16 protein-coding genes are annotated in these 16,525 nt (G+C 68.8%); 11 read left to right on the top strand and 5 right to left on the bottom strand.

The features are described 5' to 3' along the window. The first annotated feature begins 336 nt into the window (after positions 1-336). Both AB0E62_RS03525 and AB0E62_RS03520 read left to right on the top strand, forming a co-directional pair. Entirely contained in the window at positions 337-3,093 is a 2,757-nt protein-coding gene (locus tag AB0E62_RS03525) for a transglycosylase domain-containing protein (protein ID WP_362187393.1), read from the top strand. Positions 3,094-3,228: 135 nt separating this feature from the next. Beyond that, on the top strand, positions 3,229-4,794 hold the full coding sequence (locus tag AB0E62_RS03520; protein ID WP_362187391.1) for a glycosyltransferase 87 family protein: 1,566 nt from the start codon (positions 3,229-3,231) through the stop codon (positions 4,792-4,794). A gap of 84 nt (positions 4,795-4,878) precedes the next feature. Here AB0E62_RS03520 and AB0E62_RS03515 read toward each other — a convergent pair whose 3' ends face one another. The 3 genes from AB0E62_RS03515 to AB0E62_RS03505 form a co-directional block, all read right to left on the bottom strand. Then, complete coding sequence (locus tag AB0E62_RS03515) at positions 4,879-5,910, bottom strand: alanine racemase (protein ID WP_362187388.1); 1,032 nt, start codon at positions 5,908-5,910, stop codon at positions 4,879-4,881. An 85-nt stretch (positions 5,911-5,995) separates the two neighbouring features. Beyond that, positions 5,996-7,114: a peptidoglycan bridge formation glycyltransferase FemA/FemB family protein gene (locus AB0E62_RS03510; RefSeq protein ID WP_030615112.1), complete on the bottom strand. Its 1,119-nt coding sequence runs from the start codon at positions 7,112-7,114 to the stop codon at positions 5,996-5,998. A gap of 118 nt (positions 7,115-7,232) precedes the next feature. Then, positions 7,233-7,547 carry a hypothetical protein gene (locus tag AB0E62_RS03505; RefSeq protein WP_362187385.1) on the bottom strand — a complete coding sequence of 105 codons (315 nt, stop codon included), beginning with the start codon at positions 7,545-7,547 and terminating at the stop codon, positions 7,233-7,235. Positions 7,548-7,822: 275 nt separating this feature from the next. Here AB0E62_RS03505 and rpsF point away from each other — a divergent pair, with 275 nt between their 5' ends. From rpsF to rplI, 4 genes are all read left to right on the top strand, one after another. Further along, positions 7,823-8,113, top strand: coding sequence for a 30S ribosomal protein S6 (rpsF, locus tag AB0E62_RS03500; protein ID WP_014673750.1), 291 nt, complete (start codon positions 7,823-7,825; stop codon positions 8,111-8,113). Positions 8,114-8,193: 80 nt separating this feature from the next. Next, complete coding sequence (locus tag AB0E62_RS03495; protein ID WP_362187382.1) at positions 8,194-8,775, top strand: single-stranded DNA-binding protein; 582 nt, start codon at positions 8,194-8,196, stop codon at positions 8,773-8,775. 81 nt (positions 8,776-8,856) lie between these two features. Continuing rightward, positions 8,857-9,093, top strand: a complete 237-nt coding sequence (gene rpsR, locus AB0E62_RS03490; RefSeq protein ID WP_003949403.1) for a 30S ribosomal protein S18 — start codon at positions 8,857-8,859, stop codon at positions 9,091-9,093. An 18-nt stretch (positions 9,094-9,111) separates the two neighbouring features. After that, positions 9,112-9,558 carry a 50S ribosomal protein L9 gene (rplI, locus tag AB0E62_RS03485; RefSeq protein WP_362187379.1) on the top strand — a complete coding sequence of 149 codons (447 nt, stop codon included), beginning with the start codon at positions 9,112-9,114 and terminating at the stop codon, positions 9,556-9,558. A 190-nt stretch (positions 9,559-9,748) separates the two neighbouring features. Here rplI and AB0E62_RS03480 read toward each other — a convergent pair whose 3' ends face one another. Beyond that, on the bottom strand, positions 9,749-11,119 hold the full coding sequence (locus tag AB0E62_RS03480; protein WP_362188085.1) for an MATE family efflux transporter: 1,371 nt from the start codon (positions 11,117-11,119) through the stop codon (positions 9,749-9,751). 449 nt (positions 11,120-11,568) lie between these two features. On the opposite strand from AB0E62_RS03480, the gene dnaB reads away from it, so the two are divergent. The 5 genes from dnaB to AB0E62_RS03455 all read left to right on the top strand — a co-directional run bounded on the left by dnaB (position 11,569) and on the right by AB0E62_RS03455 (position 15,997). Continuing rightward, positions 11,569-13,047: a replicative DNA helicase gene (gene dnaB, locus AB0E62_RS03475; protein WP_362187376.1), complete on the top strand. Its 1,479-nt coding sequence runs from the start codon at positions 11,569-11,571 to the stop codon at positions 13,045-13,047. A gap of 107 nt (positions 13,048-13,154) precedes the next feature. Continuing rightward, positions 13,155-13,469, top strand: coding sequence for a hypothetical protein (locus tag AB0E62_RS03470; RefSeq protein ID WP_362187373.1), 315 nt, complete (start codon positions 13,155-13,157; stop codon positions 13,467-13,469). A gap of 39 nt (positions 13,470-13,508) precedes the next feature. Continuing rightward, positions 13,509-13,952 carry a hypothetical protein gene (locus AB0E62_RS03465; protein ID WP_362187371.1) on the top strand — a complete coding sequence of 148 codons (444 nt, stop codon included), beginning with the start codon at positions 13,509-13,511 and terminating at the stop codon, positions 13,950-13,952. A gap of 161 nt (positions 13,953-14,113) precedes the next feature. Then, positions 14,114-14,542: a VOC family protein gene (locus tag AB0E62_RS03460; protein WP_362187368.1), complete on the top strand. Its 429-nt coding sequence runs from the start codon at positions 14,114-14,116 to the stop codon at positions 14,540-14,542. Between the two features lie 69 nt (positions 14,543-14,611). Further along, the gene (locus AB0E62_RS03455) at positions 14,612-15,997 is read left to right on the top strand and encodes a serine hydrolase domain-containing protein (RefSeq protein WP_362187365.1); all 1,386 of its coding nucleotides are present in this window, start codon (positions 14,612-14,614) and stop codon (positions 15,995-15,997) included. 71 nt (positions 15,998-16,068) lie between these two features. Here AB0E62_RS03455 and AB0E62_RS03450 read toward each other — a convergent pair whose 3' ends face one another. Further along, entirely contained in the window at positions 16,069-16,521 is a 453-nt protein-coding gene (locus AB0E62_RS03450; RefSeq protein WP_362187362.1) for a GNAT family N-acetyltransferase, read from the bottom strand. Between the last annotated feature and the right edge of the window lie 4 nt (positions 16,522-16,525).

Below are 16,525 nucleotides of genomic sequence, written 5' to 3'. Positions count from 1 at the left end.
CTTATCTCGCGCTGATGTATCGGTTCGATACATCACGACGATAGAACGGCTCGTCACATGCGACAAGGGGGACGGCGGTGAACGGGATCACATCACCGATTCGTAGGAGGCAAGTTGCCTGTTTTGGGGTGAACTTCGGGGCTCAGCAGGTTTTGGCGATGCGTAGTCTGTGCGGCATGGACACCACCGGGAACCGCGTGACGCCTGGGGAGCGTCCACCTCCCCGGTGCAGTACGGGTGGATGCGGAACCGACCACATCCGTACTTCGGGGGGACCGGAAACCAGCCGCCGTTCCAGGCGCGCACGGGTGCGCCTGCCCGAGGAGTAATCGTTCGATGAGCGAGCACCGTCGCAAACCGCCGCAGCCGCAGGAAGGCGGACGTGCCGCGGCCCGACGCGGCCAGTCCGGCTCGTCCTCCGGTCGCCGTGCGGCACCGCGAGGCGCCACCGGGTCTCCTGCCGACTCCTATGGGTCCCGTTCCTATGAGCCGGCGCCCCCTGGCCCGGGGGGCGAGGAGCGACCCTACGGCGGCCGGGCCGAGGCACGCCGCGCCGCGCAGAGAGGCGGCCGGCGCAGAGGGGCCGACCGCCCGGGTTCCGGCGGACCGGGCGGGGCGACCGGTCCCGGACGCGGCAAGGGCCGCGCGTCGACGGCACCCGGCAAGAAGCGGTTCATCGACTACCCCCGGGCCGGCAAGGACGGCTGGCGGCGCTGGGTGCCGTCCTGGAAGCTGGTCAGCGGGCTGTTCGTCGGATTCGTCGGCGCCCTGGTGGTGATGGTCGGCGTCGGCTACGCGATGGTCTCGATCCCGAACGAGAACGACGCGGCGAAGTCGCAGAACAACGTGTACTACTGGGCCGACGGCACCCAGATGGTGGCCACGGGCACCGGCGTCAACCGGCAGAACGTCAGCATCGACCAGATCCCCCACGCGATGCGGTGGGCGGTGATCTCGGCCGAGAACAAGTCGTTCTACGAAGACTCCGGCGTCGACCCCATGGGCATCGCGCGCGCCATGGCCAACATGGCCCGGGGCGGTCAGACGCAGGGTGGCTCGACGATCACCCAGCAGTACGTGAAGAACACGTACCTGAGCCAGGAGCAGACCGTCACCCGCAAGTTCAAGGAGATGTTCATCTCCATAAAGGTGGGGACGAAGCTCAAAAAGAACGAGATCCTCCGGGGCTACCTCAACACCTCGTACTTCGGCCGGGGCGCGTACGGCATCCAGGCCGCGGCACAGACCTACTACGGCAAGGACGCGGTCGACCTCAAGCCGAGCGAGTGTGCCGTCCTCGCCGCGCTGCTCAAGGGCCCGACGTACTACGACCCGGCGGGCAACCAGGACCTCGACAAGGCAGCGTCCCCGCAGGCCAACGAGAAGCGCTCCAGGGAGCGCTGGGCCTGGATCCTCGGCGAGATGCACAAGGACAAGCACCTCAGCGACGCCGACTACCAGAAGGCCATCGCCCAGTACCCCAAGCCCGACGGACGCAAGGCGACCAGGGGCATGACCGGCCAGGTCAGCTATCTGGTCGACACGGCGAAGAAGTACGTCCTCGCCCACTCCGACATCACCGAGGCGCAGTTCGACCGGGGCGGCTACCAGATCTACACGACCTTCGAGAAGGACAAGGTCAGCGCGCTGGCCAAGGCCGTGAAGAGGGTGCGGGACGAGAAGCTCGATCCGGAGCACTGGGAACGGGACAAGTACGTCCAGTTCGGCGCGGCCTCGGTGAAGCCCAAGGACGGCGCGATCGTCGCGCTGTACGGCGGGGACGGCTACGAGAACGGGCACTTCACCAACAACGCGGACTCCTCCGGTGTCCCCGTGGGCTCGACCTGGAAGCCCTTCGTGCTCGCCGCCGCCATGGAGTACGGCACGTACAAGTCCGATGGGCAGGGGATCTCCCCGCTGAGCAAGTACAACGGCAACGACCACCTCAAGGTCCGCAAGCCGGACGGGACGTACTACCTCAACAAGGACAACTCTTTCTTCTTCCAGAACAACGAAGGCCCTCGCCCCTGGGGCTACATCACCCTGCGCAAGGCGATGGAGCAGTCCATCAACACTCCCTTCGTGCAGCTCGGTGTCGACGTGGGGATGTCCAAGGTCCGGGATGTCGCCCGGCGGGCCGGCATCCTCGAGCAGAGCATGTCGCCGGACCTCAACCCGTCCTTCGCCATCGGTACCTCCACGCCCAGCGCGATCCGCATGGCCGACGCCTACGCGACCTTCGCCGCGTCCGGCCGGCAGACGGACCCCTACTCCGTGACCGCCGTCAAGTACAACGGCTCGGACGCGCCCAGCTTCGTGAAGCCGAAGCCCGCGCCCAAGGAGGCGATGGACCCCAACATCGCCAACAACATCACTGACGTCCTGGAGAACGTCATCCAGAACGGCACGGGAAAGAAGGCCCTCGAGCTCGGTCGCACGGCGGCGGGCAAGACCGGTACCACCGACAAGAACAAGTCGGCCTGGTTCGTCGGCTACACCCAGCAGCTGTCGACCTCGGTGGCGATGTTCCGTGAGAACCCCAAGGACCACAAGCTCCTGTCCATGAACGGCACCGCGCACACGGACTCCATTCACGGCGGTGACATCCCGACGCAGGTGTGGACCGACTACATGAAGGCGGCCCTCAAGGGCATGAGCGACCCGGGCTTCCCGAAGGCCTCCCCGATCGGCACGGTCCAGGACCAGGCGGGGGCTCCCTCGCCGACTCCGAGCGTCATCCCGACGCCGAGCCGGTCCGCGAGCGACACGCCGACCCCGACCCCCAGCAAGGAATCGACCACGCCGTCCCCCTCGGCGAGCGATACCTGCGGCGTCGGGTCGGGCGACCACTGTGAGGACAACGGCAACGGCAACGGAACCGGTGGCGGCAACGACGGCGGTATCGGCGGCGGCAACGACGGCGGTGGCGGCGACGGCATCGGAGGCACGGAAACGGGCGGCACCACCGACGGAGGCACCATTCCGACGCCCTCCGGCACGGAGAGCCCCGGATCCGGGAACAGCCGGGGCAACGGCAACGGCAATGGCAACGGCAACAACGGCGGAGGCTGGTTCGCGGGCCAGGAGGGTTAGCCCGGTTCCCGTTGATTGGCGCGGTATGGGGCGCCAGGAGTGTTTCACGTGAAACATGGGCCGTCGCACCCACGAGGTGCGGCGGCCCTTGGCGTATCCCTGGACGGGTACGGCTTCTCAGACACGTACGGCAGGATGTGCCCCATGCCCAGTGCAGAGACGACGCCCGCGAGCCAGCACGAGCCCGAGCCCGTGCGGCCCGCCGCGGCAGAACCGGTGCAGCCGACGCGGGAGGACGAGGTCGCCGCCGCCGGCAGTGAGCTGATCGGCGGCCCCCTGGGGCGGCGCGCCCTGCTCGGGACCTCCTGGTGGACTCCGGTGCGGGTCGTTGCGCTCGTGGCGATCGGCATGTTCGCCCTCGGCCTGGTCCAGAAGGCGCCCTGCTACAACGGCGCCTGGTTCTTCGGCGCGAGCAGCCAGTACACGCACGCCTGCTACTCGGACATCCCGCACCTCTACCAGGGCCGCGGATTCGCCGATGATCTCGTGCCGTACTTCGACAAACTCCCCGGCGACATGGACTACCTCGAATACCCGGTGCTCACCGGGCTGTTCATGGAGGTGGCCTCCTGGCTGACCCCGCACAGCGGTTCCATCCAGCACCAGGAGCGGTGGTACTGGTTCGTCAACGCCGGGATGCTGATGGCGTGCGCCGCCGTCATCGCCGTGTGCGTGGCCCGCACCCATCGCCGGCGCCCCTGGGACGCCCTGCTGGTCGCCCTGGCGCCCGCCTTCGCCCTCACCGCGACGATCAACTGGGACCTGCTCGCGGTGGCGCTGACGGCCGCCGCGATGCTGATGTGGGCGCGGGGGCGTGCGCTGGCCTTCGGCGTCCTCCTGGGTCTCGCCACGGCCGCCAAGCTGTATCCCTTCCTGCTGCTCGGCCCGCTGCTGGTGCTGTGCTGGCGGGCCGGCAAGTGGCGCGCGTTCTTCCAGGCCCTGGCGGGCGCGGTGGGTGCCTGGCTGGTGGTGAACCTGCCCGTGATGCTCACGCACGACGCGACGGGCTTCCACATCCGCGAGGGATGGGCGAAGTTCTACACCTTCAGCAAGGAGCGCGGTGTCGACTTCGGCTCCTTCTGGCTGATCTGGGCGCAGAACTCCAGCGACCCGCCCACCACCGGGTTCGTCAACAACGCGGCCACCGTGCTCGTGGTGCTGTGCTTCCTCGGCATCGCCGCCCTGACGTTCACCGCACCGCGCCGGCCGCGCTTCGCCCAGCTGGCCTTCCTGATCGTGGCCGCCTTCATCCTCACCAACAAGGTCTACTCGCCGCAGTACGTCCTGTGGCTGGTACCGCTGGCGGTCCTCGCCCGTCCCAAGTGGCGGGACTTCCTGGTCTGGCAGGCGTGCGAGGTGGCGTACTTCCTGGGCATCTGGATGTACCTCGCCTACACGACCAGCGGGGACGCCCACAAAGGACTGCCCACGCAGGGCTACCACTGGGCGATCGCGGTGCACCTGCTGGGCACGCTGTACCTGTGTGCCGTCGTCGTACGGGACATCCTCATGCCGGAACGGGACGTGGTGCGCCGGTCCGGGGACGACGACCCCTCGGGCGGGGTGCTCGACGGGGCGCCGGACGTCTTCGCGCCCGGCGCGGCGGCGGTCGGTCCGCCGGAGCAGGACGCCCGGTTCGGGACGCCGCCGGTGGACTGGGGCCGCCCCGGAACACCGTCCCCCGGCGACCGCTCGCTCTGAGAGCCCCGCGCACCCGACGGCGCGCGGGCACACGGAAGGCCGTATCCGCACTGCGGATACGGCCTTCGCGCTGCCGGGACCGCCTCAGCGGTCCACGATGCGGTCGAACTGGGTCGTGGTGTGCCGCAGATGGGCCACCAGCTCGTCGCCCACGTGCGGCTCGGGGGCGTCCGAGGGCACGAACAGGATCGACACCTGCATGTGCGGCGGCTCGGCGAACCAGCGCTGCTTGCCGCCCCAGACGAACGGGGAGAGGTTCCGGTTGACCGTGGCGAGGCCGGCCCGGGCGACCCCCTTGGCGCGCGGCATGACGCCGTGCAGGGCCTTCGGGGCCTCCAGGCCCACACCGTGCGACGTCCCTCCAGCGACCACCACCAGATAGCCGTCCGAGGCCGCCTTCTGCTGCCGGTAGCCGAACCGGTCGCCCTTCGCCACACGCGTGACGTCGAGGACCGCACCGCGGTACTCGGTGGCCTCGTGGTCCCCCAGCCACAGCCGCGTGCCGATACGCGCGCGGAAGCGGGTCTGCGGGAACTGCTGCTGGAGCCGGATCAGCTCCTCCGCCTTGAGGTGGCTGACGAACATCGTGTGCAGCGGCAGCCGGGCCGCGCGCAGCCGGTCCATCCAGCCGATGACCTCCTCGACGGCGTCCGAGCCGTCGGTGCGGTCCAGCGGCAGATGGATGGCGAAGCCCTCCAGCCGGACGTTCTCTATGGCCTGGTGCAGCTGCGGCAGTTCGTGCTCGCTGACGCCGTGCCGCTTCATCGAGGACATCACCTCGATGACGACCCGGGCGCCCACGAGGCCGTAGACGCCGTCGACGGACGACACCGAGCGGACGACCCGGTCGGGCAGCGGGACGGGCTCCTCGCCGCGCCGGTACGGCGTCAGCACCAGCAGATCACCGCTGAAGAAGTCCTTGATGCGCGCGGCCTCGTACGTGGTGCCGACGGCGAGCAGGTCGGCACCGAGCCGAGTGGCTTCCTCCGACAGCCGTTCGTGTCCGAAGCCGTAGCCGTTGCCCTTGCAGACCGGGACGAGCCCCGGGAACTGCTCCTGCACATGCTTGTGGTGCGCCCGCCAGCGCGCGGTGTCGACGTAGAGCGTGAGCGCCATGGCCGGACCCGGGACCTTTCTCGTGGCTGGGGTGGATCAGAGAGGGAAAAGCTGTGAAGGCTATGGAATCAAACGCCCACGCGACTCAGCGGCGCGACATGTAGATGTCGAGCGCCTTGTGGAGCAGCTTGTTCAGCGGGAAGTCCCATTCGCCGAGGTACTCGGCAGCCTGACCGCCGGTACCCACCTTGAACTGGATCAGACCGAAGAGGTGATCGGTCTCGTCCAGGGAGTCGGAGATGCCCCGCAGGTCGTACACGGTGGCGCCCATCGCGTAGGCGTCGCGCAGCATCCGCCACTGCATCGCGTTCGACGGCCGGACCTCGCGTCCGATGTTGTCGGAGGCGCCGTAGGAGTACCAGACGTGCCCGCCGACGATCAGCATCGTCGCCGCGGAGAGATTCACGCCGTTGTGGCGCGCGAAGTACAGCCGCATGCGGTTGGGGTCCTCGGTGTTGAGGGCGGTCCACATGCGCTGGAAGTACGACAGCGGGCGCGGCCGGAACTGGTCACGGACCGCCGTGATCTCGTACAGCCGCTGCCACTCGGGCAGGTCCTGGTAGCCGCCCTGGACGACCTCGACGCCGGCCTTCTCCGCCTTCTTGATGTTGCGGCGCCACAGCTGGTTGAAGTTCTTGTGGACCTCTTCCAGGGAGCGGTTGGCCAGTGGCACCTGGTAGACGTAGCGGGGCTGCACGTCACCGAAGCCGGCACCGCCGTCCTCGCCCTGCTGCCAGCCCATGCGTCGCAGCTTGTCCGCCACCTCGAAGGCGCGCGGCTCGATGTAGTCGGCCTGGAGGTCGCGCAGCCGCTTGACGTCCGGGTCCTGGATGCCCCGCTTGATGGTGTCCGCGTTCCAGCGACGGATGATCACCGGCGGACCCATCTTCACCGAGAAGGCGCCCTGCTGCTTCAGGTGCGCGAGCATCGGCTGGATCCAGTCGTCCAGGTTCGGCGCGTACCAGTTGATGACCGGGCCCTCGGGCAGGTAGGCGAGGTACCGCTTGATCTTGGGCAGCTGGCGGTAGAGGACCAGACCGACGCCGACCAGGTGTCCGCTCTTGTCGAACCAGCCGAGGTTCTCCGAGCGCCACTCCGCCTTGACATCGGCCCAGGCCGGGACCTGCATGTGGCTCGCCGCCGGCAGGCTCTGGATGAAGGCCAGATGCTGCTCGCGACTGATGGTCCTCAGGGTCAGGGTCATTCGGGGCGCTCCTCGGGCTGGTGTGTCCCCATGGGTTCAGGGGCTCCGGCTCTCGCGCCGAAGCCTACTGCGCCTCGCGAGCGCCCCGACTGGGCATACGGGCCTTCAGCCCGGGGAGTCAGCCGACGACACCGCCGAACAGACCACCGTGCGCCATGCCGATCAGGAAACCGACCCCCGCGGCACCGAGGCCCAAGATCAGGCCGAAGCGCTGCCGCGTGGTCACCGAGATCCACTGGCCGTACACGCCGGTGCACAGCGCCACCAGGCCCGCCCACGAGGTCAGCAGGTGGAGGCTGTGGAAGAAGGCCGTGACGAAGGACAGCACGCCCAGGGCCAGCGTCACCGCCATCAGGGCGTCCTGCAGCGGATGAGGCTTGCCGTCCGAAGCGAAGAGGGAACCGGCTGTGTTGGGCTGCAATGCCTGTGCCATGGGCACCTCCTGCGGAAGGCGGCGCGTCGTAGCGCCGCACACACCCGTTGTGTACAGATTGTCCGGCCCGACGGCCGGATTTCAACCGGAAGCGGGTGTGCGGGTAGTCTGTACCGTCTGCACTGGTGTCTGCCCAGGCCTGTCCGGGTCACACTGACCGGCCCCCCTCGGGGGAATCCCGATTGTCAGTGGCGGCCGATACCGTTGCGTACGCATCACAACCCTCCTGCCACGGAACGACCGTGGCCGCTGAGTCCAAAGGAGGTGGGTTCCACATGCGTCACTACGAGGTGATGGTCATCCTCGACCCCGATCTCGAGGAGCGCGCTGTCTCCCCGCTGATCGAGAACTTCCTGTCCGTCGTCCGTGACGGCGGCGGCAAGGTTGAGAAGGTCGACACCTGGGGCCGTCGTCGTCTCGCCTACGAGATCAAGAAGAAGCCCGAGGGCATCTACTCGGTCATCGACCTGCAGGCCGAGCCTGCGGTCGTCAAGGAGCTCGACCGCCAGATGAACCTGAACGAGTCGGTCCTCCGGACCAAGGTCCTCCGCCCCGAGACCCACTGAGCCCCGCGCTCAGCTGATCCCGGGATTCGAGTAGCAGCAACCAAGCAGCCAGAGCAGCAAACCCGCCGAGAGGTTCCCCCATGGCAGGCGAGACCGTCATCACGGTCATCGGCAATCTTGTCGACGACCCCGAGCTGCGCTTCACCCCGTCCGGTGCGGCGGTCGCGAAGTTCCGCGTCGCGTCCACTCCCCGCACCTTCGACCGCCAGACGAACGAGTGGAAGGACGGCGAAAGCCTCTTCCTGACCTGCTCGGTCTGGCGCCAGGCGGCGGAGAACGTCGCCGAGTCGCTTCAGCGAGGCATGCGCGTCATCGTGCAGGGCCGGCTGAAGCAGCGGTCCTACGAGGACCGCGAGGGCGTCAAGCGCACGGTCTATGAGCTGGACGTCGACGAGGTCGGCCCCAGCCTGCGCAACGCCACGGCCAAGGTCACCAAGACCGCCGGTGGCGGTGGCGGTGCCCGCGGTGGCCAGGGCGGTTACGGCGGCGGTGGCGGCCAGGGCGGCGGCTGGGGCGGTGGCCCCGGCGGCGGTCAGGGCGGCGCTCCGGCCGACGACCCGTGGGCCACCGGCGCTCCCGCCGGTGGCGGCAACCAGGGTGGCGGCGGCTGGGGCGGCGGCTCCGGCGGCGGTGGCGGCTACTCGGACGAACCCCCCTTCTAAGCCTTCGGGCCAGGCCTTCCGGGCCGGTCCGGGCCGAGGGCGGGTCGTACCCCCACTTCTTGATCACACAGGAGAATCACCATGGCGAAGCCGCCTGTGCGCAAGCCGAAGAAGAAGGTCTGCGCTTTCTGCAAGGACAAGGTCACGTACGTGGACTACAAGGACACGAACATGCTGCGGAAGTTCATTTCCGACCGCGGCAAGATCCGTGCCCGCCGCGTGACCGGCAACTGCACGCAGCACCAGCGTGACGTCGCCACGGCCGTCAAGAACAGCCGTGAGATGGCGCTGCTGCCCTACACCTCCACCGCGCGATAAGGGAAGGGTGACCGACTCATGAAGATCATCCTCACCCACGAGGTCTCCGGCCTCGGTGCCGCGGGCGACGTCGTCGACGTCAAGGACGGTTACGCTCGCAACTACCTGATCCCGCGGAAGTTCGCTATCCGCTGGACCAAGGGTGGCGAGAAGGACGTCGAGCAGATCCGTCGCGCCCGTAAGATCCACGAGATCCAGACCATCGAGCAGGCCAACCAGGTCAAGGCCCAGCTCGAGGGCGTCAAGGTCCGCCTGGCCGTCCGCTCCGGCGACGCCGGCCGTCTCTTCGGTTCCGTCACCCCGGCCGACATCGCGTCCGCGATCAAGGCTTCCGGTGGCCCCGAGGTCGACAAGCGCCGCATCGAGCTGGGCGCTCCGATCAAGACCCTGGGCGCCCACCAGACGTCCGTGCGTCTGCACCCCGAGGTTGCCGCCAAGGTCAACATCGAGGTCGTCGCGGCCTGACCGCCGCGTGATCGCAACGCTCGTCGGAGTCGTTGAGAGGGGCCGCATCTGTGCAGGATGCGGCCCCTTCGGCATGTCGGCGCGTCCCTTGCCAGGGCGGTCACCGCGGCATGTTTCACGTGAAACGGTCAACGGGAACGATGTGGCCGGCGGATCGGCCGGGTGATCACGTGTCCGGTGACGCGCGACGTCAGCGGGTCGCGCCGGTGACGATCCAGCGGCCGGACCGGGTCCGCAGCCACAGCGTCAGCATGCGGACCGTCATCATCAGGGCCATCGCCGCCCAGACCGCGGTGAGCCCGCCGCCGAGCGTGGGCACCAGCAGGGCCACCGGGGCGAACACCGCCAGGGTGCCGACCATGGCCCAGGCCAGATAGGGGCCGTCGCCCGCGCCCATCAGCACCCCGTCGAGGATGAAGACGATCCCGCAGACGGGCTGCGCAAGCGCCACGAGCAGCAGGGCCGGCAGCGCCGCCTCCTTCACCCCGGAGTCGCCGGTGAACAGCGGGAGGAAGATCGGCCGCGCGACCACTACGAGCACGCCCAGAACGACTCCGGTCGCGACGCCCCACTGGACCATGCGACGGCAGGCCTGGCGGGCCCCCTGGGCGTCGTCCGCGCCCAGGTAGCGGCCGATGATGGCCTGTCCCGCGATCGCTATCGCGTCGAGCGCGAACGACAGCAGGTTCCACAGCGAGAGGACGATCTGGTGCGCGGCGATGTCGGCATCCCCGAGCCCGGCCGCGACCGCCGTGGCAATCATGATCATCGCGCGCAGGGAGAGCGTACGGACCAGGAGGGGAACGCCGGCCTGGGCCGAGGCGCGGATACCGGCGGCGTCGGGCCGGAGGGAGGCGCCGTGCCGGCGTGCCCCGCGGACGACCACCGTCAGATATACGGCGGCCATGCCGCACTGCGCGATGACCGTGCCCCAGGCCGAACCGGCGATGCCGAGTCCGGCGCCGTAGACGAGTCCGGCGTTGAGGGCGGCATTGGCGACGAAGCCGGCGATGGCGACGTAGAGCGGTGTCCTGGTGTCCTGGAGACCGCGCAGGACTCCGGTCGCGGCCAGCACGATGAGCATCGGGGGGATGCCCAGCGCGGAGATGCGCAGATAGCTGGTGGCGTAAGGGGCCGCGGTGGGCGAGGCACCGAAGAGGTCCACGATGCCGGGGGCCAGGGGCAGGACGACGGCGATGACGGCGGTGCCGAGCAGCAGGGCCAGCCAGATGCCGTCCATGCCCTGCCGGATCGCCGCCGGGAGATCACCGGCGCCGACCCGGCGGGCCACGGCGGCGGTGGTGGCGTAGGCGAGGAAGACGAACACGCTCACGGCGGTGGTGAGGAGCGCCGAGGCGACGCCGAGACCGGCCAGTTGGGCGGTCCCGAGGTGGCCGATGATCGCACTGTCGGCCATGACGAAAAGGGGCTCGGCGACGAGCGCGCCGAAGGCCGGGACGGCGAGCGCGACGATTTCTCGGTCGTGCCGCCGCCGGGTGGCCTGGGGGATGTCGGGAGCCTGTGTCATGCGCATCAATCTAATCGTCCACAGGTAAGTGATACAACTGCCTTGTGATCCTTACCTTTCGTCTCGGGCCGTGTCCTTTCGGGCACCGTTCGAAGCGATCTTGGCCCTACCGGGCAAGTTTTTCTTCTGCACAGCCGGTGGATCGCAAATGACCAGGTCAGGGGTGTGTCGCCGGCAAGATCGAGGGCTTGTTCACAGGGCTGTCCACCGGGTCGTGCACAGGTTTCGGCGAGTTCTCCACAGCATCGGGGCGGTCGTCCACATGGCCTGTGGATAACCAGATTGGCTGACGGTGCCGACGGGCCTACCGTGGTGCGGCGCCCGCTCCTTCCCACGGGCCGGCGAGTGACCCTCTTCCGGCTCGGGAACCGTCACAAATCCGACGCGCGAGAACCGGAGTCGGGCTTCTCGATTTGTCAGTGTCGTGCCGTACAAAAGAGGCCACGGCGAGGTCCGCCGTGCGGACGGGAGGAGGTGGCTCGGTGAGCATTTCCGAGCCCTTGGACGATCCGTGGGCCGACAGCGGGCCCAGCGATCGTCTGCCGGCCTCCCGCCGGCGGGGTGACGGCGGCCGGGGGCGGGACGAGCAGCACGACCGGGGCCGGGAGAACGGCACCTGGGACGGCGGAGCCTCGGCCTTCGAGCGGGTGCCGCCGCAGGACCTGGACGCCGAGCAGTCCGTGCTGGGCGGCATGCTGCTCTCCAAGGACGCCATCGCCGACGTCGTGGAGATCCTCAAGGGCCACGACTTCTACAAGCCCGCGCACGAGACGATCTACCAGGCCATCCTGGACGTCTACGCCAAGGGCGAGCCGGCCGACCCGATCACCATCGCCGCCGAGCTGACCAAACGCGGCGAGATCAACAAGGTCGGCGGGGCCGCGTACCTGCACAGCCTGGTCCAGACGGTGCCGACGGCGGCCAACGCCGAGTACTACGCCGAGATCGTCCACGAGCGTGCCGTCCTGCGCCGCCTGGTCGAAGCCGGTACGCGCATCACACAGATGGGGTACGCGGCCGACGGCGACGTGGACGAGATCGTCAACCGCGCCCAGGCCGAGATCTACGCCGTCACCGAGCAGCGCACCAGCGAGGACTACCTACCGCTGGGCGACATCATGGAGGGCGCCCTCGACGAGATCGAGGCGATCGGCTCGCGCAGCGGCGAGATGACGGGCGTACCCACCGGGTTCACCGACTTCGACTCCCTCACGAACGGCCTCCACCCCGGGCAGATGATCGTCATCGCGGCCCGTCCCGCCATGGGTAAGTCGACCCTCGCGCTGGACTTCGCGCGCGCCGCGTCCATCAAGCACAACCTGCCGAGCGTGATCTTCTCGCTCGAAATGGGCCGCAACGAGATCGCGATGCGTCTGCTGTCCGCCGAGGCCCGGGTCGCCCTGCACCACATGCGGTCCGGCACGATGACGGACGAGGACTGGACGCGGCTCGCCCGGCGGATGCCGGACGTGTCCGCCGCACCGCTCTACATCGACGACTCCCCGAATCTCTCGATGATGGAGATCCGGGCCAAGTGCCGGCGTCTGAAGCAGCGCAACGACCTGAAGCTCGTCGTCATCGACTACCTCCAGCTGATGCAGTCCGGCGGCTCCAAGCGCGCCGAGAGCCGTCAGCAGGAGGTGTCGGACATGTCCCGTAACCTCAAGCTGCTCGCCAAGGAGCTGGAGATCCCGGTCATCGCGCTCTCCCAGCTCAACCGCGGCCCCGAGCAGCGCACCGACAAGAAGCCGATGGTCTCCGACCTGCGTGAGTCCGGCTCCATCGAGCAGGACGCCGACATGGTCATCCTGCTGCACCGCGAGGACGCGTACGAGAAGGAGTCCCCGCGTGCGGGCGAGGCCGACCTGATCGTCGCCAAGCACCGAAACGGCCCCACGGCCACCATCACGGTCGCCTTCCAGGGCCACTACTCCCGCTTCGTGGACATGGCCCAGACCTGACGCCCTGCTGGTTCAGGGCCTCATATCTCGTGTCGGAGTCTCACGGTCGATGTCGGATGAATGCCGGATACGACATCGCTGTGAGACTGGCCCGGCATCATGGCCTGGTGACCACATGGATGCGTTGCTACTGGGACGAGGAAGACACCTGGTTCTACTTCGAGGTCGACGCCGAAGGCTGGGTGATCCGGCAGGTCGAACTCGAAGGGCCTGAGCTGAACCCGATCGCAGCAGCCTCCCTCGCCGAGTGGCAGCGGGACCGCGACGCGGGCCGCCTCGGTGATTACGACAGCAGATTCGGGATCACTGCCGAGCTGCCCGTCCCGGAATGGGAAGGCCACGACCCCGAACAACTCACCTTCGAGGAGTTCGAGGATGTCTGGGGCCCTGCCCGACAGCAGATCGCATCCCGGCCCAGCTGACCTCTCGGCGCCGCACCGGCTTCTTGGCATCATCGCGACATGACCCCGCCCCTTCCTCGCACCGTCCGAGCCGTCGACACCGCTCAGCTTCTGGACCTGGCCCAGGAGGCCGCCATGCATGGCTTCAGCCAGCGGCTCCCGGTCGACTGGCTGCGAGAGCACCTCGCCGCAGAAGCGACGCACTACCTGTTCCCGACCCTCGTGCAGCGGCTCACGCACCGTCCCGAGGTGCCGCTGCAGTGGAGGTGCCAGCAACTGCTGACCGTCAGCACCGGTGAGCAGATCTGGGGCCTCCTCGACGTCCTTCCCGACACCTTCGGCAAGATCCCGGAGACCTTGGACACGGAGTCCGAGAAGGACATCGTCAATCGCATCGAGCAAGCGGTGAAGGTGCGGGAGTGGATGGAACGGACGGTCACCGATGCAGGTTCAGGAGGTCCGGCGCAGTCGACTGGGCAGTCTGAGGCAATGACATCGATCTGAGACAGCCGCCTGCCGACACGTTGTGAGACTGAGGGGGAACGTTCAGGTCACAGCGTCGGCGCAGGACACCGAAAGTGAGAACCTACAGCTGGTCATGTGAGCCCTGATCCGGTGATGGTTCCAGGGTTCCGGCGCACGGCACGCGCCACTATGGTGGGCCGATGTCGTCGATCAAGCAGTTCCAGGTCACTTTCGACTGCGCGGAACCGGAGCGTGTTGCCCGTTTCTGGTGCGAGGTGCTGGGGTATGTCGTGCCGCCACCGCCGGAGGGGTTCGCTTCCTGGGACGATTTCGATCGCTCGCTGCCGCCCGAGGCCCAGGGGTCGCGGTTCGCGTGCGTGGATCCCTCGGGAGTGGGCCCGCGGCTGTTCTTTCAGCGTGTCCCCGAGGAGAAGGTCGTCAAGAACCGGGTGCACCTGTGCGTGCGGGTCGGCACCGGACTCGTGGGGGAAGAGCGCCTGGCCGCGCTCGAAGACGAGTGCGCACGGCTGATCCCGCTCGGCGCGGTCCGCGTGCGGCTGTTGTACGACGGCCATGACTCGTGCATCGTGATGCAGGACATCGAGGGCAACGAGTTCTGCCTCGACTGACGGGCCGCTGATGCCCGGCGCGGGCAAATGGATTCGACGGCCGTCGTGGTCACGGGGTGGACTGGGCGCATGACGACACATCAGGAATCGCTGCTGCCCGGCACGCAAAGGGCGTTGCTGCACCGGATCGCCGTCGCGCAGGCGGAGGGGCGGGCCCCGTCGCTGGTGGCCGCCGTCGTACGGGACGGGCGGGCAGTGTGGCACGGGGCGCGGACCTCGGTGGACGGTCACGGGCCGGACGAGACCGTGCAGTACCGGATCGGGTCCATCACCAAGACCTTCACCGCCGTACTGGTGCTGCGCCTGCGGGACGAGGGCCTGGTCGACCTCGGCGATCCGCTGGAGAAGCATCTGCCGGGCACCGGCGTGGGGGAGGCGACCATCGCGGAACTGCTCGCCCACACCGCGGGGCTGGCGGCCGAGTCACCCGCGCCCTGGTGGGAGCGGACGCCCGGCTCGCTGCGGCCGGGGCTGAGCGATGTGCTGGGCGAGCAGCCGCTGTTGCATCCCGCCGGGCGACGGCACCACTACTCCAATCCGGGGTACACCCTGTTGGGCGCCCTGGTGGAGGAGGTGCGCGGTGCTCCCTGGGAGGAGGTGCTGCGCGAGGAGATCCTGGACCCGCTCGGCCTGCACCGGACGAGTACGCACCCCCAGGCTCCGCACGCGGGCGGCTGGGCCGTGCACCCATGGGCCGACGCGATGCTGCCCGAGCCGATGGAGGACCTGGGCCGGATGGCGCCGGCCGGCCAGCTCTGGTCGACCAGCGGTGACTTGGCGCGGTTCGCCGCGTTTCTGGCCCGGGGAGACGACCGGGTCCTGAGCGCTCGGTCGCTGGAGGAGATGCGGACGCCGGCCGCACCGGCCGAGAGCGCGGACGTGGTGGACGGGGTCACGTACGGCCTCGGATTGCAGATCCAGCACCGGGACGGCCGGCTGCTCGTCGGGCACTCGGGTTCGCTGCCGGGATTCCTGGCGAACCTCACCATCAGCGTCGCGGACGACGTCGCCGCGGTGGTGCTCGCCAACTGCACCAGCGGACCGCTCCTGGGTGCCGTGGCGGCGGACCTGGTCCGGATCGTCGCCGAGACGGAACCCCGTATCCCCGAACCCTGGCGACCCCTGCGTGAGGTCGGCCCGGCGGTGCTGGAACTGGTGGGGCAGTGGTACTGGGGCACCCACGGCGTCGGCCTGCGCGCGACCGCCGACGGCCTGCTTCTCCTGGCGCCGCTGACCGGAGGAGGCCGCAGGGCCCGCTTCCGACCCAACGGTGACGGCACCTGGACCGGGCTGGAGGGCTACTACGCGGGTGAGCTGCTGCGGCCCGTACGGCGCCCGGACGGGGCCGTGAGCCATCTCGACCTCGGCTCGTTCGTGTTCACTCGGCAGCCGTACGACCCTCAGGCCACGGTGCCCGGAGGAGTGGACCCGGAGGGATGGCGGGGCATCGGCTAGTTGCGAGCCGGTCAGGGGTGTGTTTCACGTGAAACACACCCCTCTGGCCGTTATGGCGCTCCGGAGCGTGTTCAGAGCGGCAGCTTGAAGCCCTCGTGCGAGGCGGTGAAGCCCAGCCGTTCGTAGAAGCGGTGGGCGTCGGTGCGGGTCTTGTCGGACGTCAGTTGCACCATCCGGCAGCCGAGCCGCCGGGCGGTGTCGACCGCCCACTCGATCAGATGGCTGCCCAGCCCGCTGCCCCGCTCGTCGGCGTGGATGCGCACGGCCTCGATGAGCGCGCGGGTGGCCCCCTGGTGCGAGAGCCCGGGGATGATCGTGAGTTGCAGGGTGCCGATGACCCGGCCCTCGCGCACGGCGACGACCAAGTGCTGGTTCGGGTCGGCGACGAGGCGTGCCAGCGCGGCCCGGTACGGCGTCAGGTCGTCGGGCGACTCGCGCTGGGCCCCGAGCGGATCGTCGGCGAGCATCGCGACGATCGCCGGAAGGTCGCCGGCGGCCGCGGCGCGTATCTCGAGATCTCCCATACGC

Origin of the sequence: Streptomyces sp. NPDC038707, assembly GCF_040636485.1 — a bacterium.
Classification (GTDB): domain Bacteria; phylum Actinomycetota; class Actinomycetes; order Streptomycetales; family Streptomycetaceae; genus Streptomyces.
The sequence above is the reverse complement of the archived record's forward strand: the minus strand, read 5'-3'. Positions and strand labels throughout refer to the sequence as shown.